22 protein-coding genes are annotated in these 17,824 nt (G+C 45.4%); 13 read left to right on the top strand and 9 right to left on the bottom strand.

The annotated features are described in order from the left end of the window. The first annotated feature begins 298 nt into the window (after positions 1–298). On the top strand, positions 299–1,606 hold the full coding sequence (locus ATY38_RS01190) for a M18 family aminopeptidase (protein WP_062557684.1): 1,308 nt from the start codon (positions 299–301) through the stop codon (positions 1,604–1,606). A 108-nt stretch (positions 1,607–1,714) separates the two neighbouring features. Here ATY38_RS01190 and ATY38_RS01185 read toward each other — a convergent pair whose 3' ends face one another. Further along, the gene (locus ATY38_RS01185) at positions 1,715–2,551 is read right to left on the bottom strand and encodes a thermonuclease family protein (RefSeq protein ID WP_074701670.1); all 837 of its coding nucleotides are present in this window, start codon (positions 2,549–2,551) and stop codon (positions 1,715–1,717) included. A 360-nt stretch (positions 2,552–2,911) separates the two neighbouring features. On the opposite strand from ATY38_RS01185, the gene ATY38_RS01180 reads away from it, so the two are divergent. The 10 genes from ATY38_RS01180 to ATY38_RS01135 all read left to right on the top strand — a co-directional run bounded on the left by ATY38_RS01180 (position 2,912) and on the right by ATY38_RS01135 (position 9,685). After that, complete coding sequence (locus tag ATY38_RS01180) at positions 2,912–3,724, top strand: ABC transporter ATP-binding protein (protein WP_062557682.1); 813 nt, start codon at positions 2,912–2,914, stop codon at positions 3,722–3,724. Then, positions 3,717–4,514 carry a lipid asymmetry maintenance ABC transporter permease subunit MlaE gene (gene mlaE, locus ATY38_RS01175; protein WP_062557681.1) on the top strand — a complete coding sequence of 266 codons (798 nt, stop codon included), beginning with the start codon at positions 3,717–3,719 and terminating at the stop codon, positions 4,512–4,514. The genes ATY38_RS01180 and mlaE overlap by 8 nt, the downstream gene beginning before the upstream one ends. Further along, positions 4,514–4,981 (top strand): outer membrane lipid asymmetry maintenance protein MlaD, encoded by a 468-nt coding sequence (gene mlaD / locus ATY38_RS01170; protein ID WP_062557680.1) that lies wholly within the window; start codon positions 4,514–4,516, stop codon positions 4,979–4,981. Before mlaE ends, mlaD begins: the two co-directional genes overlap by 1 nt. Positions 4,982–5,201: 220 nt before the next feature. Then, positions 5,202–5,822 (top strand): MlaC/ttg2D family ABC transporter substrate-binding protein, encoded by a 621-nt coding sequence (locus ATY38_RS01165; protein WP_062557679.1) that lies wholly within the window; start codon positions 5,202–5,204, stop codon positions 5,820–5,822. A gap of 2 nt (positions 5,823–5,824) precedes the next feature. Then, a complete protein-coding gene (locus ATY38_RS01160; RefSeq protein WP_062557678.1) occupies positions 5,825–6,175 on the top strand; it encodes an STAS domain-containing protein in 351 nt (116 codons plus the stop codon). A gap of 46 nt (positions 6,176–6,221) precedes the next feature. Continuing rightward, positions 6,222–7,139, top strand: a complete 918-nt coding sequence (locus ATY38_RS01155; RefSeq protein WP_062557677.1) for an ABC transporter ATP-binding protein — start codon at positions 6,222–6,224, stop codon at positions 7,137–7,139. After that, positions 7,136–7,891, top strand: coding sequence for an ABC transporter permease (locus ATY38_RS01150; RefSeq protein ID WP_062557676.1), 756 nt, complete (start codon positions 7,136–7,138; stop codon positions 7,889–7,891). The genes ATY38_RS01155 and ATY38_RS01150 overlap by 4 nt, the downstream gene beginning before the upstream one ends. Before the next feature lie 48 nt (positions 7,892–7,939). Next, positions 7,940–8,185, top strand: a complete 246-nt coding sequence (locus ATY38_RS01145) for a BolA family protein (RefSeq protein ID WP_062557675.1) — start codon at positions 7,940–7,942, stop codon at positions 8,183–8,185. Positions 8,186–8,265: 80 nt separating this feature from the next. Continuing rightward, positions 8,266–9,045, top strand: a complete 780-nt coding sequence (djlA, locus tag ATY38_RS01140) for a co-chaperone DjlA (protein ID WP_062557674.1) — start codon at positions 8,266–8,268, stop codon at positions 9,043–9,045. A 31-nt stretch (positions 9,046–9,076) separates the two neighbouring features. Next, entirely contained in the window at positions 9,077–9,685 is a 609-nt protein-coding gene (locus ATY38_RS01135; RefSeq protein WP_062557673.1) for a glutathione S-transferase, read from the top strand. Positions 9,686–9,873: 188 nt separating this feature from the next. On the opposite strand, the gene ATY38_RS01130 is transcribed toward ATY38_RS01135, so the two are convergent. Next, the gene (locus tag ATY38_RS01130) at positions 9,874–10,557 is read right to left on the bottom strand and encodes a PEP-CTERM sorting domain-containing protein (protein ID WP_062557672.1); all 684 of its coding nucleotides are present in this window, start codon (positions 10,555–10,557) and stop codon (positions 9,874–9,876) included. A gap of 285 nt (positions 10,558–10,842) precedes the next feature. Between ATY38_RS01130 and ATY38_RS01125 the strand changes: the two genes are divergently transcribed. Then, on the top strand, positions 10,843–12,042 hold the full coding sequence (locus tag ATY38_RS01125; protein WP_062557671.1) for an ATP-binding protein: 1,200 nt from the start codon (positions 10,843–10,845) through the stop codon (positions 12,040–12,042). A gap of 72 nt (positions 12,043–12,114) precedes the next feature. On the opposite strand, the gene ATY38_RS01120 is transcribed toward ATY38_RS01125, so the two are convergent. The 7 genes from ATY38_RS01120 to ATY38_RS01090 form a co-directional block, all read right to left on the bottom strand. After that, positions 12,115–12,528, bottom strand: coding sequence for a thermonuclease family protein (locus tag ATY38_RS01120; RefSeq protein ID WP_062557670.1), 414 nt, complete (start codon positions 12,526–12,528; stop codon positions 12,115–12,117). A gap of 241 nt (positions 12,529–12,769) precedes the next feature. After that, the gene (locus ATY38_RS01115) at positions 12,770–13,252 is read right to left on the bottom strand and encodes a hypothetical protein (RefSeq protein WP_143023456.1); all 483 of its coding nucleotides are present in this window, start codon (positions 13,250–13,252) and stop codon (positions 12,770–12,772) included. 50 nt (positions 13,253–13,302) lie between these two features. Further along, entirely contained in the window at positions 13,303–13,617 is a 315-nt protein-coding gene (locus ATY38_RS01110) for a TfoX/Sxy family protein (protein ID WP_062557668.1), read from the bottom strand. Beyond that, entirely contained in the window at positions 13,604–14,020 is a 417-nt protein-coding gene (locus ATY38_RS01105; protein WP_062557667.1) for a VOC family protein, read from the bottom strand. Before ATY38_RS01105 ends, ATY38_RS01110 begins: the two co-directional genes overlap by 14 nt. A 92-nt stretch (positions 14,021–14,112) precedes the next feature. Further along, on the bottom strand, positions 14,113–14,640 hold the full coding sequence (locus tag ATY38_RS01100) for a DUF4231 domain-containing protein (RefSeq protein WP_062557666.1): 528 nt from the start codon (positions 14,638–14,640) through the stop codon (positions 14,113–14,115). Positions 14,641–14,696: 56 nt separating this feature from the next. Further along, positions 14,697–15,548, bottom strand: a complete 852-nt coding sequence (locus tag ATY38_RS01095) for a transposase (RefSeq protein WP_062560043.1) — start codon at positions 15,546–15,548, stop codon at positions 14,697–14,699. A 116-nt stretch (positions 15,549–15,664) separates the two neighbouring features. Then, a complete protein-coding gene (locus ATY38_RS01090; protein WP_062557665.1) occupies positions 15,665–17,419 on the bottom strand; it encodes a caspase family protein in 1,755 nt (584 codons plus the stop codon). Positions 17,420–17,563: 144 nt separating this feature from the next. Here ATY38_RS01090 and ATY38_RS15345 point away from each other — a divergent pair, with 144 nt between their 5' ends. Continuing rightward, complete coding sequence (locus tag ATY38_RS15345; protein ID WP_074701661.1) at positions 17,564–17,749, top strand: phage integrase N-terminal SAM-like domain-containing protein; 186 nt, start codon at positions 17,564–17,566, stop codon at positions 17,747–17,749. The last annotated feature ends 75 nt before the right edge of the window (positions 17,750–17,824 follow it).

Raw genomic sequence — 17,824 nt, 5'->3', positions numbered from 1 at the left:
TAAAAATTAAATACTTCCCTGCTGATACCGGGAGGATGCAAATGATTACCGAAATAAATGGTCAATTTGATTCAAGGCCTTGAGGACTAGGGAGATAATCAAAGATTGATACCCTATTACATCGGACTGTGAAGATCAGTATTATTGATTCTAAATTAGTTACGGAGGTGATGCGTGAAAACTTGGAAGCAGTTCGGCATCATTCGGTGGAGCAAGAAGGTGTTGAATATTGTAAGAAAATTCGAAAGATAACGAAGGCTATGATCAACCTAGGTTTGATATTTATACAATGTGCAAAATGAGTGCAAAACAATACGTACAGCATTTGCTAAATTTTATTGATGAAAGCCCGAGCCCTTGGCATGCCGTTGCTACAGTTGAATCGGCGATCCGGGCATTTCAGTTTGCCAGGTTGGATGAGACGGTCAAATGGCAGTTGCAAGCGGGCGGGCGGTATTACGTCGTGCGCGATGATTCTTCGATCGTGCTGTTTGTGTTGGGACATACCACACCTTCTGAATCGGGTTTCAAGATTGTGGGGGCGCATACGGACTCACCGGGATTCCGCATCAGACCGAACGCCGCGACCGTGAGCAATGGCATAGCCAGGGTTGGTGTTGAAATTTACGGCGGGCCGATTCTTGCAACCTTTACCGACCGTGACCTGAGTTTGGCCGGACGGATTAGCTATACTGATGAGCAAGGAAGGCTCTCACACAAATTAGTGCGCATCGATCAATCTTTGTTACGCTTGCCGAATCTTGCGATTCATTTGAACCGGGGTGTCAATGAAGATGGGTTGAAGCTGCATAAGCAAAATGAGCTATTTCTATTGCTCGCGCAATTGACCGCAGATCAATTGCCGCCACAGTCGTATTTTGTCGCATTATTGGCGCAGTTGGCAGAGATAGAGGCTGAGCAGATTCTAGCCTGGGATCTGGCAGTTTACGACACGCAAAAAGGCGCATTCTGGGGTGCGAATCAGGAATTTTATGCCAACAGTCAAATCGATAACCTGGCCTCTTGCCATGCAGGATTGCAGGCCCTGCTTGACGAGGATGTATTAAATTCTGCTGAGAGTACGCTGGTCTGCGCATTTTTCGATCATGAGGAGATTGGCAGCAGGAGTCATATCGGAGCGGCAGGTAGTTTTCTAACTGATGTATTGCAGCGTGTCAGTATCGCCACTTCATCGGATCGGGATGCCATGTCATGCGCATCGGCGAACAGTTTTCTGATCAGCGCGGATATGGCGCATGCCTTTCATCCCAACTTTGCTTCGGCTTATGAAGCGGATCATAGTGTTATTGTCAACCACGGCCCGGCGATTAAATTTAACGCAAATCGCCGTTATAGTTCTGAAAGCATTTCCACCGCCCGTTTTATCCGCTGGTGCAAGGAAGCGGATGTTCCTTATCAACGCTACTCCCATCGCAGCGATTTGCCCTGCGGTAGTACGATCGGCCCGATTGCTTCAGCGAAACTCGGCATACGCAGCGTCGATATCGGCTGTCCGATGTGGGCGATGCACAGCATTCGCGAAAGCGCAGGGGTACAGGACCATGAATATCTGATTAAGGTGCTGAAGCGATTTTTTAATGATTGATTGCACGATATTGTGAGAAAAAGCAATGTTTTCCATCAACCTAAGCACCCGCTTAAGCATATTTCCCAATATTTCTGCAACTCGGGAATTTTAACTCATTGCTGGCGATTATCGTATGATCAACGCGCTGGGGTGTTGAATTAACACAGTGTAGTGATCCTTGTTGCGCGATACCCAACCCCGGATCTCCAGCGATTTTCCTACATAAGTATTCAGTGCGGGGAACAGATCGAGATTGGTATTCTGGATGCGTATATCTATCTTGTCATCAAACATCAGTCGCGTGTATTTTCTGCTTTTCTTAATGGATGCGGGAATTCCGGTGAACCGCTGCCAGCCTTTGTTGTGATTGGCGATTTGTTCGATCGGCTTGGGTTGATAATCCGGCATTGACCAGATACCGAGCTTTTGTTTCTCGGCCTGCAGCTGAGCCTGAATCAACTTATCGCTGTAACGTATATTAGGCGGGATGATACTGACGAAAGCCAGACCGTTTTCCAATAATGCTTGGTTGATATGTTTGCCATCAGGGGTAAAAACGTGCGCGAGCAGGCGCTTGTACTTATCCCGCTTGGTTTGATCATACTCCAGATAGACTTTGTTTTCCTGCAACTGAGCCTGCAGCCATTTCTTAGCCACTACTCCGCCAGGCTCTTCAGCTCGCAGCCGGCTTTCTATTTCTGGGGTGTTGACTCCTAATAAACGAATCTGTTTTTTATCCGTCAATATGATGGTGTCGCCATCGTATACCCTGGCAACGTCATGTAAATGACGTCCTGGCTGACTGATAATGTCAAGTTTCTGAGCACCGGTTGAGGGGATATCGGAATAGGTTATCCGGCCCCGGTCATCGACGCTGCGGTAAATCTCGGTTGCGAGCAGTGCGGGCGTGACAAGATTGAGAACCAGATAAGCGAGCAGAGGAAATTTCTTTATAGGAAACATGGAATTAATTTGCATCGCCTATCAGGAATAGCATCAAGTGCAGCGGCATGAGACAAGCATCATGAATAATACTGCATTGAATTTTGGGTTGCCTGCCGGGTTGATGCGTGAATGAGATCGCTGGGTCATGTGCAAGATCATGCATTTTTGCGGATTTATTAAGAAATTTTTGGCAAGAGAGATACGGGCGAGATGAATATAGCGCAATATTCCGAAGAAAAGTAGATTAAAATTAGCACCTGTTTAATTTAATCGATATCTGGTTTTTCTTATCTTTGTGCTTCATCATTTACACTCATTAAAATCTTTCAGCCATAACCATTTATGGAATCGTCCATATCAACCTGATTACATAGTAGCATGACATCTGACAATTTAATTGAAGTCAGCGATCTGAATTTTTCCTATGATACGCGCGCGATTTTGAAGGGCATCGATATGACCATGCGGCGCGGGCAGGTTATCGCGGTGATGGGTGGCAGCGGATCGGGCAAAACAACGTTGCTACGATTAATCAGTGGCGCGATTCAACCCACCTCGGGATACGTGAAATTTGCGGGAGAAGTGGTGCATGAACTGGATCGCGATGCGTTGTTTAAGCTGCGGCGCAAAATGGGCATGTTGTTTCAGTTTGGCGCATTGTTTACGGACTTGTCCGTATTTGACAATGTGGCGTTTCAGATGCGTGAACATACCAATTTGCCGGAATCGATGATTCGTGATCTGGTATTGATGAAATTGCATGCAGTCGGTTTGCGCGGCGCACATCGGTTGATGCCTAATGAATTATCCGGTGGGATGGCGCGACGTGTGGCTTTGGCCCGTTCGATCGCGTTGGATCCGATGTTGATCATGTATGATGAACCATTTACCGGGCTTGATCCGATTTCGCTCAGTGTGATTGGTAATCTGATTCGTCGGCTTACTGACTCACTCGGTATGACTTCAATTGTGGTGACGCACGATGTGCAGGAATCCTTGAAAATTGTTGATTATGTTTATTTTATTGCGGATGGCGTGATAGCAGCCGAAGGCACACCCAAAGAAGTGCGTGAATCTGTCGCACCCTTTGTGCATCAATTTATTCATGGCGAAGAGGATGGGCCGGTGCCCTTTCATTATCCTGCCCGGGCTTATCGAAAGGATTTGAATCTGGAGGATAGCGTTGCCTAAGCGGATCGTATCCGGTATTCGGAATATCGGGCATCGTGTGATTGAAAGTATCTGGCGGCTGGGTATTGCCAGCCGTTTTTTTATTCTGGTGTTATTAAAATCAGGCACCAGTTTGCGCCGATTTAATCTGGTCATACGGGAGTTGTATTTTACCGGTGTCTTGTCGCTGATCATTATCGTCGTATCAGGCTTGTTCGTGGGAATGGTGCTGGGTTTGCAGGGCTATGAAACGTTGCAGAAATACGGTTCGGAATCAGCCGTTGGCACGCTGGTTGCGCTGTCATTGGTACGGGAACTGGGCCCGGTCGTGGCAGCGTTATTGTTTGCCAGTCGTGCGGGTTCTGCAATTACTGCAGAAATAGGCTTGATGAAAGCAACCGAGCAATTGGCGGCGATGGGAATGATGGCCGTTGACCCGATTGCCCGTGTCGTCGCTCCACGGTTCTGGGCTGGCGTGATTTCCATGCCGTTTCTGGCGGCAATGTTTTCCGTGATGGGTGTTTTTGGCGGTTATCTGGTTACTGTGGTGTTCATTGGTGTGGATGAAGGTTCCTACTGGTCGCAGATGCAAAGTGCGGTTGATTTCCGCTTTGATATTTTGAATGGTTTTATTAAAAGTTGTTTTTTTGGTGTGGCGGTTACTGCGATTGCGGTTTTTGAAGGATATGATGCGCCGCCCACGGCGGAAGGTGTATCTGGCGCGACTACGCGTACGGTTGTGACTTCTTCGTTAGTTATTTTAGGACTTGATTTTATTTTGACCGCTTTCATGTTTAGAGGGGTGAGTTAATGCAGCGGACAACGATGGATTTATGGGTGGGATTGTTTGTGGTTATGGGGATTATTGCACTCATGATCCTGAGTCTCAAGGTCGGTAATCTGAATGTTTATAATCCTTCGCAAAGCTATGTAATTACCGGGAATTTTGAAAACATCGGTGGCTTGAAGATTCGTGCGCCGGTTAAAAGCGCGGGTGTCGTAGTTGGACGTGTAACGAACATTCAATTTAGTACGGAAACTTACGACGCAGTCGTGACAATGAGCATGGATGCCCGGTTTCAATTTCCTAAAGATACGTTCGCCAGCATCTTGACATCGGGGTTATTGGGAGAACAGTACATTGGGTTGGCTGCAGGTGGCGATGAGGCGATGCTCAAAGCAGGCGATAAAATCATGAAAACCAATTCGGCCATGGTGCTTGAGGAATTAATCGGACGTTTTTTATTTAATAAAGCGGCGGAAGATGATTCTTTCTAAGGAAACCCTCAATAATTGTCTGCGCAAGCGATTTGCTGCGTTAGGCGGGGCTCGAAAATTCGCCTATCGCTATGATATGTTTAATTTCCTGCGCTCCGTTTGCCTTGCATCTCGTATTGCTCGCCCAATTATTCAGCGTTTCCCTAATTCATTGGATTGTTAATTTTATTCTGGTTGGTTAGTATTGCAACTATACGATTTAAAACTTGGTGAGGTGATAATGAAAAGGTTTCTAGGGTTAATAATATTCATGCTTTTTAACTTGTTGGCATTGCCTGCATGGTCAATGGATCTGGCCCCGGATAGATTGGTCGATAAAACAGTCAAGGAAGTGATCGAGATTATCCAGCAAGATGAAGCGCTAAGAAATGGTGACAGAGAGAAAATGTTCGATTTGATCGAAACTAAAATTCTGCCGCATTTCAATTTTACACGCATGACGCAGCTTGCCATGGGGCAGCATTGGTCCAAAGCCCAACCGGAGCAGCAAAACAGGATCGTGGATGAATTCCGTACCTTGCTGGTACGCACATATTCCAATGCATTAACCAGTTATCACGATGAAACGATTAAAGTAAATCCATTACCTGAGCTGGGTGATCGCACTGAAACCAAGGTACGTACCGTGGTGATTCAAGGAAAAGGTAAAGAGCCGGTTCCGATCGATTACAGTATGGAAAAAAAATCAGATGGCTGGAAAGTTTATGATGTTACGGTGGCCGGCGTGAGCCTGGTGACGAATTATCGCGGAACATTCAACAGCCAGGTTCGTAAAGGCGGTGTGGATGGGCTTTTGAAAGCCTTGTCGGATAAGAACAAATCGCTTGAAGGCAAGAGGTAGCTGTGGCGGTGAATCAATCGGGTTCTTGTGTCACCATGATTTTTCGCGATAACGACAGAATTATCGTGCAAGGCCCGGTTACCATAGATAATGTTGTGTTGCTGACGCAAAATGGAATTGCGCTGTTTGAGGATCAGCCCCTAACGATTGATCTGGAAAAAGTGTCCGAAGTTGATTCAACCATAATCAGCATGTTGCTCGAATGGTTGCGTGCAACACGCAAGCATGCGTATACGCTGCAGTTTGTAAATATGCCATTAAGTCTCGTCAGCCTGATTCAGTTATATGGGATGGCGGAGTTAATTTCACTTCCGGTGTCACCCGTTATAAACCAAAATCCCTCCTTGATTTGATGCGATTTTGCTTTCGCTGAAGCTCTTACAGTTAAATTCCTTTTAAATGCTACCTGCGATTGAAATCACACGCGTGTGTAAAAACTTTGGAGGGATTCGCGCATTGGTCGATGTCGATCTGGAGATCCGCCCAGGGGAATTTTTTGCGTTGCTGGGTCCCAATGGGGCCGGCAAAACAACGTTAATCAATATCATTGCCGGCTTGTCGCTGGCCAATAGTGGTTCGGTCAATGTGATGGGATACAACGTTACTACGCAATATCAGCAGGCGAGGCGAAATTTGGGGGTTGTTCCACAGGAATTGGTATTTGATCCTTTTTTCAGTGTGCGCGAGGTTTTACTCATCCAATCTGGTTACTACGGAATAAAGCACAATAATCGCTGGGTGGATGAAATTATTGAACGTCTCGATCTTGTCGACAAAGCCAATGCGAATATGCGCGCTTTATCCGGCGGCATGAAACGGCGTGTTCTGGTTGCGCAAGCATTGGTGCACAAGCCTCCTGTGATTATTCTGGATGAACCGACAGCGGGTGTGGATGTTGAGTTGCGCCAGACATTATGGGAGTTCATCAAGCAACTTAACCAGGATGGACATACGATTGTTTTGACTACGCATTATCTGGAAGAGGCGGAAACACTGTGCAGCCGCGTGGCGATGCTGAAAGAAGGAAAGATCATCGCGCTGGATAGCACGCAAAGCCTGATTGGAAAATTGCCTTCAGGTAACTCATTAAAAATAAGGTTGCTGCCCGACCGTTTGCCATTGGAACTCCAGTCGTTACAAAGAAGCTGCAGTAACGGTTTGTATGAATTGAGAATAGATAATTATGCGCAGATAGAATTTATTTTATCGACTTTGAGAACTGAAAATACGCAAATACAGGAAATGTATTTGCAGCAGCCTGATCTGGAGGATGCTTTTGTCAGTCTCATCAGAAATAGCGGGAATAAACTGCAATGACCGGTTTTTTTACCTTACTGCATAAAGAATTGCTGCGTTTCTGGAAAGTGGGTTTTCAAACCATCATAGCACCGATGGTTTCTACGCTGTTGTATCTACTGGTTTTCTTTCATGTGTTGGAAACGCGGACGGAAGTTTACCCGGAAGTGGCGTATGCTGTTTTTCTAATTCCCGGGTTGATCATGATGGCAGTGATTCAGAATGCCTTTGCCAACTCATCTTCCAGCATCATTCAATCCAAAATCAGTGGCAACATCGTGTTTGTTTTGCTTTCACCCTTGACGTATCGCGCCATATTTTTTGCTTATATTCTGGCATCCATTGTGCGCGGGCTTTTGGTTGGTTTGGGTGTTTATCTGGTGACATTGATATTTTTTGATATTCCGTTACTATTACCCCTGTGGGCGATATTGTTTGTCATTCTGGGAAGCGCAATACTTGGCGCATTGGGGTTAATTGCAGGAATTCTGGCTGATAAGTTTGATCAATTAGCGGCTTTCCAGAATTTTATAATTCTACCGCTCACGTTTTTATCGGGCGTTTTTTATACCCTACATTCATTGCCAGCCGGTTGGCAGTATTTGTCTCATCTTAATCCATTTTTTTACATGATTGATGGATTTCGCTACGGATTTTTTGGAGTATCGGATATTTCGCCTTATATCAGCTTAGTGATAGTTTCGGTAAGCTTGATCGTGATATCCCTGCTGACCATCAAGTTGCTCAGAAGTGGATATAAACTGAGGCAGTAATAATTTTGCTTTATTTAAAATACGCATAATGCTTTGAGGAGAATTACAATGCTTACTGCAGAGAATATTAAAACCTATATTGAATCATCGCTGCCCTGTGAGCATGTGCAGGTAGAGGGAGATGACGGGGTTCATTTTCATGCACTGATCGTCAGTCCCGAATTTAACGGAAAGAATGTCGTGCAGCAGCACCAATTGGTTTACAAATCTTTGGGCGATAAAATGAAGCAGGAGATTCATGCGCTATCGATGAAAACGTTGACGCCTGCACAATGGGCAGCAACATCCCAATGATTCAATCGCTGACAATATCGGCTGATAGCTTAATCGAAAGATAATTTATATCACTTCTTACTTACTGATCTGGAATTTCATTGTTTAGAATACTGGGTGCCTTCGTCGGGTTTTTCATCTTTGGCTTTTTGGGTATTTTCCTGGGCTATTTTGTTGGAAGCTTTATAGACCGATTCAACGCTTATGGTTCTGTTGGAATGAATCCATTTAATGCCGCGCGCCGTCAATCAGTCTTCCTGGAAACCACTTTCATATTGATGGGCAAGCTGGCGAAAGCGGATGGGCGTGTCTCTGAGACTGAGGTGTCGCATGTGGAGCAGTTCATGCAAAAACTGGGTATGACGCGCGAACACCGGTTAAAGGCCATCGCCTTATTCAAGCAAGGCTCCTCGGTTAACTATGATATTTATCCGCAAATTAACGAATTCCTTTCTGTATGCGGTGCATCCGGTAACTTGAAACAGATGTTGCTGGTGTATTTGATCATCATGGGATTATCGGATGGGCAACTGAACTCTGCCGAAGAAAACCTTCTGAGAGAGATCGCCGGGCGTCTCGGGTATCATCACGCGGCATTCGATCATTTGCTTGATATGGTGAAGAATCAAATGCACTTTGCCGGTGGGCAAACAAGCTCGCCCAGTGCATTGGAGGATGCCTACCGGGCACTGGGTATCAGTAAGGATAGTACGGACCAGGAGGTCAAACGCGCTTATCGTAAGCTGATGAGCCAATATCATCCGGATAAATTGATGGGCCAGGGCGTACCGGAGGAAATGGTTGCGATGGCAACCGAGCAAGCCAAGGAAGTGCAGACTGCCTATGATTTAATCAAGAAGAACCGAGAGCAAAATCGCTGAAAGCCTGATCGACTCAATCATTCGTTGAATTATGAAGCCGCTCCTGTATACATTCCGCCGTTGCCCTTTTGCGATTCGCGCCCGGCTGGCGATCAAAGTTAGCGGGGTGGCAGTGCAAATGCAGGAAGTCAGTTTGCGTGCCAAACCGATAGCAATGCTGAAATGTTCACCCAAAGGCACCGTACCGGTGTTGAAGTTAGCCGATGGTAGCGTGCTCGAGCAAAGCCTGGACATCATGCAGTGGGCACTTTCCATCAATGATCCTGAGCATTGGCTGGAGAGTGATCTGGAGAAGTCCAATGCAGTCATGTCCTTGATTAAGCAAAATGACGAATCGTTTAAACCGGCGCTGGATCTGTATAAGTATGCCGTGCGCTTTCCGGAGCATTCCGAAGCGCATTACCGTGAACGAGCCGAACCCTTTTTAGCCGATCTGAACGCACGGTTGAGTAAGGATGGTTACTTGATGAGCGGCCGCTATACATTGGGGGATATGGCGATCTTTCCTTTCATCCGGCAGTTTTGTAATGTCAACCCGGATTGGTTTTATGCCTCTTCATACTCTCATCTGATTGCATGGTTAGATCGCTTGATCAGTTCGCAGTTATTTCATGATGTAATGCAGAAAGAAGCGGATTAATGAGATTTTTCTTGGCTGCTGAGGTTTCAAGGCAGGCAATGCATCATGGAGCGAACCCAAAGGCATCGTCATGGAAAAGCCACAAAATTACTTGAGTATTTTGCCTCCTTCAGGTTTGACAGCTTCACAGTCAAGGGTATCGTTAGAATTCAAATTTCGTCACAGCTCCATGTAACCCAAGAGTCAGGTTAAATATTCTGTTTTTTTCGGTGCAACATAAAACCAAGCAAGCCTAATCCAGCTAACAGCATCGTGTAGGTTTGGAGTTCTGGAACCGCAGCAATAGAGATATCCCCAAACTGAACAAGGTCCAGTGCGATGCCGCCGCTGGATGTGTTGAAGAGTGTTTGATCAACCGTTACTCTGTGGAATTGACCCACGCCACTAATAGTGAGTGGTGCTGTAAAGTCGCCAGTCTCCGTATAGCTGGCTTGTCCAACAAGCGAACCATCAAAATCATAGGCCGAAATCGTGATGATGTTGGCGCTACTTCCGAACAAATCAGCGGAGTAGCCAAAGAAATCCGTTGTTCCCATCACCTTGTCGTTGCCGGGAGCGAAAAAGGAGAAGGTCACTGGCGTGTCGTAGTCTATCCTTCCATTGTCGTCAATCCCGGCGAGTGCATTAATGCCCGAAGGAGCAGCTGCGGAGGGTAATGCAACCAATGCCGCTCCATCTATCATTAGACCATCATTAAGGTACTGATCTGTCACCCGAGCGGAGGCGGGTATGATCGTGCTTTGCAAATACGATGTTGCTACAAGATCACCGGGCAACGGATTTTCGAAATCTATGACTGTGTTTGCGGTTACGTAGCAGGGAACGAAAAACGCGATTGTGGCCCAAATTGTTACACATAGCTTTGAGTTCATTTATTTTTCCTGAATTGTTTTATTGTTATAAAGAGATGATGGCAATAGTTGTTGATACCGTTACAAGTATGATTTTATTCAAAAATAATGACGTGGTCAACTCATTCGGGACAACACTCATTCGGGACAATCCAGTCAAGTGCCGTCAAGTTAACCGCATCTGAACGATAATATTAGAATGAGTAATTCGCGACCTGATCCTTTTTGAGCTGGCACTTATTGGTTATTCACAGATTTTGGAATGATATCTGTGCAAAACTAACATTAAATGTTATATATGCATAGATGATAAAACGTTATCTTGAAGGCAAAATTCGCTTGGATTTGATTGCTCATTCGTCTGTGGCGCTTATGGGGCCACGTCAGGTAGGTAAAACAACGCTTGCTCTCAATATTGCGGATACTATTCCCTCGGTTTATCTTGATCTTGAAAACCGGCTTGATCTGCAGAAAGCTCAGGACATTGAAGCCTTTCACAAAGCAAACAGCGATAAGCTGATTATTCTGGATGAAGTGCAACGATTGCCGGATATTTTTGCGCCGATCCGCGGACTCATTGATCAACAACGCAGAAAAGGAAACAGGGTAGGGCAGTTTTTGTTTTTGGGCTCAGCTTCCATTGATCTGCTTCAACAATCCAGTGAAACTTTGGCCGGACGTATTTCTCATGTTGAGATGTTTCCGGTGAATGTTCTGGAGTATGCAGAAAGTGCTCAGCATGGCGAAGCCGTGAATGATCTCTGGTTGAAAGGCGGTTTTCCAGACAGCCTGTTGACCGGTAATGACGAAACCAGCTTGAACTGGCGCTATGATTTCATCAAGACTTACCTTGAACGGGATATTCCGCAATTGGGGCCAAGAATTTCTGCAGAAACGTTAGGAAGATTCTGGACCATGCTGGCGCATAGCCAGGGAACCAATATCAATGCTGCCAAGCTCGCATCCAATATCGAAGTATCAAGCGTAACCGTAGCGCGTTATATTGATCTTTTGGTTGATCTGCTGCTGATCCGTAAAATACAACCCTATACGGCCAATATTAAAAAGCGCCTGGTCAAATCGCCTAGAGTTTATGTGCGTGATAGCGGTATCACGCATGCACTGCTGAATATCGGTTCTTATAATGATCTATTGGGACATCCTGTCGTCGGCAAAAGCTGGGAAGGATTTGTGATAGAAAATATCGCCTCTGTTTTACCGCCACGCGTAAGGGTCTATTACTATCGAACGGCAGGCGGGGCTGAGATTGATCTTGTCCTGGAATTCGGCGTGAATGAGAGATGGGCTATAGAAATTAAAAAAGGCGCATCGTTTAGCCTGGGGCGTGGATTTCATGAGGCTTGCGAAGATATCAGGCCGCAAAAAAAGTTTGTCATTTATGCCGGGAAGGACAAATTCCCCCTGCCGCATGAGATTACGGCCATCGCTCTGTATGATTTCATGGAAATTCTGAAAGAAAAAAGGAATGTAAAAATGAAGGAATGAAGGAATGTAGCGGATGTTCCCTGTAGCAAGTCATCTTATATATTCGCGATCTGATCCGGGATGCCGGATGCACTATTTTGTTTTAGGCCATTCCCATGGCGGTATTGGCGCAGGATTTTGCCACAACCCCTTATGCTCGGATTTAGCTTGTTCCTGGAGGGTATACAACTCAGTATTTGTCACATACTTATCAAATACCCATGCCATGCCCCGTTTAATTTGCTCAGTTCCGGCATTTTTGCCGGAACACTTGACGTAAGCTACCGTGTGTCCAAAATTATCTTCAGTTTTTTTAACCACTTCGGCGTTTTTGTATAAGCATAATTCAACCAGGGATTGACGCGAACTGAGGCCAAAATCCTGACGTTTTTCTGGCGCATCAATCTCAGCTATCCTAATAACTATTTGGTGATGATCGCAATTTGCGACTACGATATCTCCACTCAGTACCGCAATGATGAAACAAAGTATTGGCGTTGAAAGCATTTAATTATTCAATAATTACATCTGTTTTTTTATTCTCCGGCCAACTTACCGGTCGGCAGCGTCGGGTAGACGGGTGGATTGCAGTGATGTATGACAATGCTACCAGAGTGAGAATAAGCCTGTCGAATGGGTATTTTTTCCTATCGGAATCGGCTTATGTTTTGTACTTTTCCGGTAATTTTATGCAAAAAAGCAAAATCCGCTTTTCTGGATTCGCGACCTGACTGCGATGTGTATGGAGTCACACGAGGTGGTCTATCAACAGTGCGAACAATAAAGTGAGAGCGATGAGCATGGCGGCAAAAGACCAGATGATCGCTTGCGTCTTGCGATAGCCCTTACCCTGGCCTATTTTTTTGTCTGTCTTGATGCTTGTTTTCTGCGCAGACCACTCGACGGGATCGTAGAACCCAAGTAACTCGCATGTCTTTACATACTCCGCTCCGAAGCGGGCGTATATTTGATGATCGCTGCTTATCTTAATGTGCGCCGTCCACGCGACGGTGACTGCGAATACCGAAACGACCACCCATAGACCCCACGCAATTTCTTGTACATGTTTCGGGGTGACCTGTGGAAACAAAATCGCTAACACTACAGCCCCCGCAGCGGCTGAGATTGCCAGCAGCATGGTGATTGCGTGATGGGCATGACTAATCTCAGATTGATGATAGGCGCGCATTCCATCGAACATTTCGCGCTTGTTCTCTGCAAGATCTGACATTGTCGGCCCTTTCCGCTTGCTCATTCCGAATTTACACCAAGCATCCAAGCTCATCGGTGGTAATGGAATGTATCGGAGTTGCCGTCCGGTGCAATGTTTTGGTAGCCGATTTGTGTCCTGAGCTGATGTTTTCTTGGTTCGCCGATTTCATCCCAATGCTTGTCAGTCAAAGCGCCTTCAAATGAATATAAGTAGTAACATACCGATAACGACTCGTCTGGATGCTTCTCCCTGATCAGGCGATGTGCTTCAACTGCGCCAATTCGCTGTAGATCGTCTTCGGAAAAGATTCTTACTTCGTTCAAACGGTCGGCAATTTTCTTGCCGATATTCTTGAGATCGGTGAGGATTCTATTCTGTGACATAATTTTTCCGATATTCTTCGGTTGGCTCAAAAGATTGGACAATATCGATGTAAACCCCATTCGGGTCTTGGATACAAAAGTGCCGCTGTCCCCAATCCTCGGACCGCAGCTCCAGCACGATATTAAGCGATTTCGATTTGGCCACTGTAAGAGCGGCATCAGCGTTGTCTACTTCCAGACTAAAAATGACGCCTTCGCCAGAGTAGGGTCTCTGAAATATGGGGGGTTGAGTAGGTTGATCTGGCAACAAAAAACCGATCTGAACACCCGACTTCGAAACCAGATGAATGTACCAATCACCCGAAAAGACAACATCAAAGCCAAAATTTTCTGCGTAGAAGGATTTCGCTGCATCAAGGTCCTTAACAGTAAATACGGGAAAAGAGCTTTTGGGTTCAATCATGTACGACTCCTTATTTGTTGGCTGCCGCTCGTGTTAACCCGCATGCAAAGAGAGTGCGAAGCGCCACTTTTGCGCGCCAGTGTTAAACGATGTTAGCCGTCCTTGCCATGCCCAGCCGGTGCCTCTGCTTTTTTCTCGGATAATGTTGTCATGACATTGAGAGTAGATGCATTTTCAGAGGCGATTGCATTCTCGATCCTGTCCACAAAATTCAAAAAAGCTTCTTTCTCATCCTGATTCCTGTAAGGACCTTCACCGGTGACGAAGTTGAAATATTCTTTGGCTAACCATTGCTCGGTTGAGCGATAGTTTTTCCACTGCTCTCGAAAGTGAAATACGCTTTCGAGAGAGATCAAAATCACCACAACCAGGCTTACTGCCGTGGTCAAATAACGAATCGCACTGTCATCAAATGGGAGGTTGACTAATACGGGAACCACTGCGCTCCCTATAACTGTGATGGCTCGCATCCATTGGTAGTTTCTCTTGGCAATCACCGCCTTTTTGTCGTACCACTCACGAAACTGATTAAGCCGCTCATCGATGTATTCTTCCGGCGTCATACTCGAGTACGGTCTTAATTTCTGGTGTGACCAATGTTTTTCTTTATTCTCCGTCATAGCTTTTCCGTTTCTTCTTAATAAATTCTCGGGTGTTACATCTTGATAACATGGTTTTACCGCTCTCCCTTGATGATCCTGCTAACGGTAGAATAGTGAATCTTTGTTTGTTGTGCAATGGCAGCCATTGTATAACCGCATTCGAGATAAGCGCGCCGGATTGTCTCGTCACGCACTTGCTTGTCTTTACATATATTTTCTGGAAAAAGAACTTCCAAATCAGGGCGGTGCGCCAAGCGCTGATTACGCGGTATCTCCTTAATGTCGCCAATACCTGCAAGCAGAGGTTGCATTTGCACCAAGAATTGCGCCGAACCGAGCAATACTTGACTTTTTAACTCAGGCCAAGGCGAAGGAAGGTTCCGCCCCTGTGCGACAAATTCCACGTATTGGCGCTGAGCTACCGCACGGCGGCTGCCAAACCGGCTTAATACCCAATCCGTGGTTAACCACGCTGGTGCGGGCTCACGGCCTGCAGTCGCCGGATAACTGCTCCAAAGATAGTTATGGATATCCGTCACCATTTTGGCCCGAACCGGGTTAAGCACGATATACCGGCAAAGTTCCAGCAGATAGCTATCCCGTTCCACGAGAATAGCCTTGAACCGCCCTTGGAATAAATGACCCGCGCGCGCATGGCGGCGGTTGACACGTTGCGTGTACACACCATTGATCAGGCGCATACCTTGCGAAAGATTGCTATCCGGCGTTTCGATAAGCAGATGATAATGGTTATCCATGAGACAGTACGCGTGGCATAACCAACCAAAGCGGGCAATGGCTTCTGCCAGCACGGAAAAGAACAGCACTCTGTCCTCATCATCCAAAAAAATAGCTCCCTGCGCATTACCGCGAGCGGTTATGTGATAAATTGCACCGGGGAATTCAAGTCGAAGTGGACGGGACATGGGGAAGATTAGTTGCATAAATAAAACATGTCAAGACTTGACCCCCTGATTCCTGCTAACGCCCGCGTAATGGGCGCGAGCTTGCGAGCGTCCTGATTGACGCGTTTGTTAGAGTGCTACCACCAATTAAGCTGTCCAAGAACTTGTTTGAATTCGTTTGCTGCTTTTTCAAATCGCTCATAGGAACCTCCGAACATACCTGATTTTATCGGTGGCCAATGCTCCTTCAGATTAGAAGCTTCTGTAACAACCCTTACAAAAGGCGAATTTTCTCTTCTGTTTGAGAACTTCCATCCGAATCTACCGATGGGTCCCCATAAATGATGCTGTGCTTGCAGTCTAAGATCCGCTACTACTAAAGCGTATAATATTTCAAACTCATCAAAGCTTGCTTCATAACCCTTTCCCAAAAAAAACAGGTTATCTATTACGGGCTGAACTTGCTTAAACAAATATTCGCTTATAGGTGTATATTGTCGCTCATGTCCCGGGATTCGTTTAAATGCATCAGCCCTAGTAAGCTCAAGTATTCCACTAGATAGTTTTTGAGCAAAATATGGCTCACGATTACCATAGTCTGAGTCGCCTAACTTCGTGTAAAGGATTGTCGATAGTGTTTGGTAGTTTTTACTCTCTACGGCCGCTATACCAGCTTGATACAATAGTAATAGTAAAGGATACCAACGCAGATTTAACCAGACAGTTAATCCCCCTTGAGTTTCAATTAGTCTATCGCTAACCCTCGATATAATTTTCCTTAGCACCTCAAGCTCTGATTCAGTCGCCCAATATGCTATTACGGCAAATATCGCTCCGAGATCTCTGGTGTATTTCTCATAAGAGGAAATTCGATTCAAAAACTCTTCCTCAGAATAGCTGCCACTTACAGCAAAATTATCTTCGCTAGTTCCTGAGAGAAATAATCGCACTTCTTCTATGGCAAAATCATGCAGTTTAATGTGTGACTTTTGTGAAGATAATAGCTCTTTTACGTAGTCGACTTTTTCTTCCAGCGTTACGTTATTTCTCACCGCCTCTATATAAGGAACTGATATAAGCTCATCAATATCTTTCTTCTCATCACCTGCAAGATCGTCAATATTCGGCGCAACAATTATAAAGTCGCCATCTCCGTCAAATTGACCATAATGTGGAGTCTGCTCAGAATTTAGATCGTTGGCTACTTTTGTATACACATATGCCATAAGAACGCTAGCTGTAATTACACCATGCTCATTTGCAGCCTTGCCACGAATACCCTCAATAAGATGGCCAGTGAATACAGAATGATCTGGTATCGGGCCACCTGAGTCTGAAACAACTTCATTTGCCTTTCCCGCTGTTATTACTTGGCGAGAAAATCTTTGGTACATATCTTTTAGAAATCGACTACTTCCAGCTTGGATGTCTCTATTCACGGCTAAACCGCCGTAACATGCATCCATAATAAATAATATATGCTTTGCCCTTATAAGCTCTGCATTTCTCGTAAGCTCGTCCCAGCGTATGAATGTAGAGTAATCATTCATATCTGCATCGTAGGGGACTAAATAACCAACTTCGCCTCGAAACCCTGTTTTAGTGTGTCCGTGACCGGCAAAAAAAACGAGTAACCTGTCATCGACCTTCACATTTTCTGATGTAAAAGAAAGAAATGATTTTAGGATGTTAGATTTGGTTGCATCACTATCAGTAAGGTAAGTAACATTTTCAGCTTCAAACCCCTGTTCTCCAATGAGAATATCCTTTATTTCTTTTGCGTCATTTACGGCATATCCAAGCGGAGAGGCATTCTGATATTTGTTTATGCCTATGATCAAAGCTCTGCTGCTTTCATAACTCTGCTTTAATACGTATTTTAAATCTCGCATCTGCTCTCTCCTAGAGCTCTAACTAAATTAGAAAGGCAGTATTTTATTGATTGGATTTACCAAGTCAATAAAGGAGAATTATTATCCAATTTAATTAGATTGATATAATCCTATTCTTTTTTATCAGAACCTAAAAAAATACGGATGAGTAGTCCACCCAAATTACTGGATCAGGTGCGTGAGCGTATACGTGTCAGACATTATTCCATTCGTACTGAGGATTCGTACGTCGATTGGGTGAGGCGATTTGTTTTGTTTCATGGCAAGCGCCGTCCGAAAGAGATGAGGGTGCCAGAAGTCGAAGCTGTTTTTTACGCATCTTGCAGTTGAGCGCAATGTTGCTGCATTCCCGCGGGGGCAGGCAAAAGCAGCCTTGCTGTTTTTATATCGGGAAGTGATGAATAT

Source organism: Nitrosomonas ureae, from assembly GCF_001455205.1.
Lineage (GTDB): Bacteria > Pseudomonadota > Gammaproteobacteria > Burkholderiales > Nitrosomonadaceae > Nitrosomonas > Nitrosomonas ureae.
The sequence above is the reverse complement of the archived record's forward strand: the minus strand, read 5'-3'. Positions and strand labels throughout refer to the sequence as shown.

Bases quoted from the DNA above. Each gene is read 5' to 3' on its own strand.
- mlaD (WP_062557680.1), top strand. From the start codon at position 4,514: ATGCAGCGGACAACGATGGATTTATGGGTGGGATTGTTTGTGGTTATG.
- ATY38_RS01115 (WP_143023456.1), bottom strand. From the start codon at position 13,252: ATGTCAGATCTTGCAGAGAACAAGCGCGAAATGTTCGATGGAATGCGC.
- ATY38_RS01090 (WP_062557665.1), bottom strand. From the start codon at position 17,419: ATGCGAGATTTAAAATACGTATTAAAGCAGAGTTATGAAAGCAGCAGA.
- ATY38_RS01185 (WP_074701670.1), bottom strand. From the start codon at position 2,551: ATGTTTCCTATAAAGAAATTTCCTCTGCTCGCTTATCTGGTTCTCAAT.
- ATY38_RS01095 (WP_062560043.1), bottom strand. From the start codon at position 15,548: ATGTCCCGTCCACTTCGACTTGAATTCCCCGGTGCAATTTATCACATA.
- ATY38_RS01155 (WP_062557677.1), top strand. From the start codon at position 6,222: ATGCTACCTGCGATTGAAATCACACGCGTGTGTAAAAACTTTGGAGGG.
- ATY38_RS01125 (WP_062557671.1), top strand. From the start codon at position 10,843: ATGATAAAACGTTATCTTGAAGGCAAAATTCGCTTGGATTTGATTGCT.
- ATY38_RS01130 (WP_062557672.1), bottom strand. From the start codon at position 10,557: ATGAACTCAAAGCTATGTGTAACAATTTGGGCCACAATCGCGTTTTTC.
- ATY38_RS01120 (WP_062557670.1), bottom strand. From the start codon at position 12,528: ATGCTTTCAACGCCAATACTTTGTTTCATCATTGCGGTACTGAGTGGA.
- ATY38_RS01180 (WP_062557682.1), top strand. From the start codon at position 2,912: ATGACATCTGACAATTTAATTGAAGTCAGCGATCTGAATTTTTCCTAT.
- ATY38_RS01110 (WP_062557668.1), bottom strand. From the start codon at position 13,617: ATGTCACAGAATAGAATCCTCACCGATCTCAAGAATATCGGCAAGAAA.
- ATY38_RS01165 (WP_062557679.1), top strand. From the start codon at position 5,202: ATGAAAAGGTTTCTAGGGTTAATAATATTCATGCTTTTTAACTTGTTG.
- ATY38_RS01145 (WP_062557675.1), top strand. From the start codon at position 7,940: ATGCTTACTGCAGAGAATATTAAAACCTATATTGAATCATCGCTGCCC.
- ATY38_RS01150 (WP_062557676.1), top strand. From the start codon at position 7,136: ATGACCGGTTTTTTTACCTTACTGCATAAAGAATTGCTGCGTTTCTGG.
- ATY38_RS01105 (WP_062557667.1), bottom strand. From the start codon at position 14,020: ATGATTGAACCCAAAAGCTCTTTTCCCGTATTTACTGTTAAGGACCTT.
- ATY38_RS01190 (WP_062557684.1), top strand. From the start codon at position 299: ATGAGTGCAAAACAATACGTACAGCATTTGCTAAATTTTATTGATGAA.
- ATY38_RS01100 (WP_062557666.1), bottom strand. From the start codon at position 14,640: ATGACGGAGAATAAAGAAAAACATTGGTCACACCAGAAATTAAGACCG.
- ATY38_RS15345 (WP_074701661.1), top strand. From the start codon at position 17,564: ATGAGTAGTCCACCCAAATTACTGGATCAGGTGCGTGAGCGTATACGT.
- ATY38_RS01135 (WP_062557673.1), top strand. From the start codon at position 9,077: ATGAAGCCGCTCCTGTATACATTCCGCCGTTGCCCTTTTGCGATTCGC.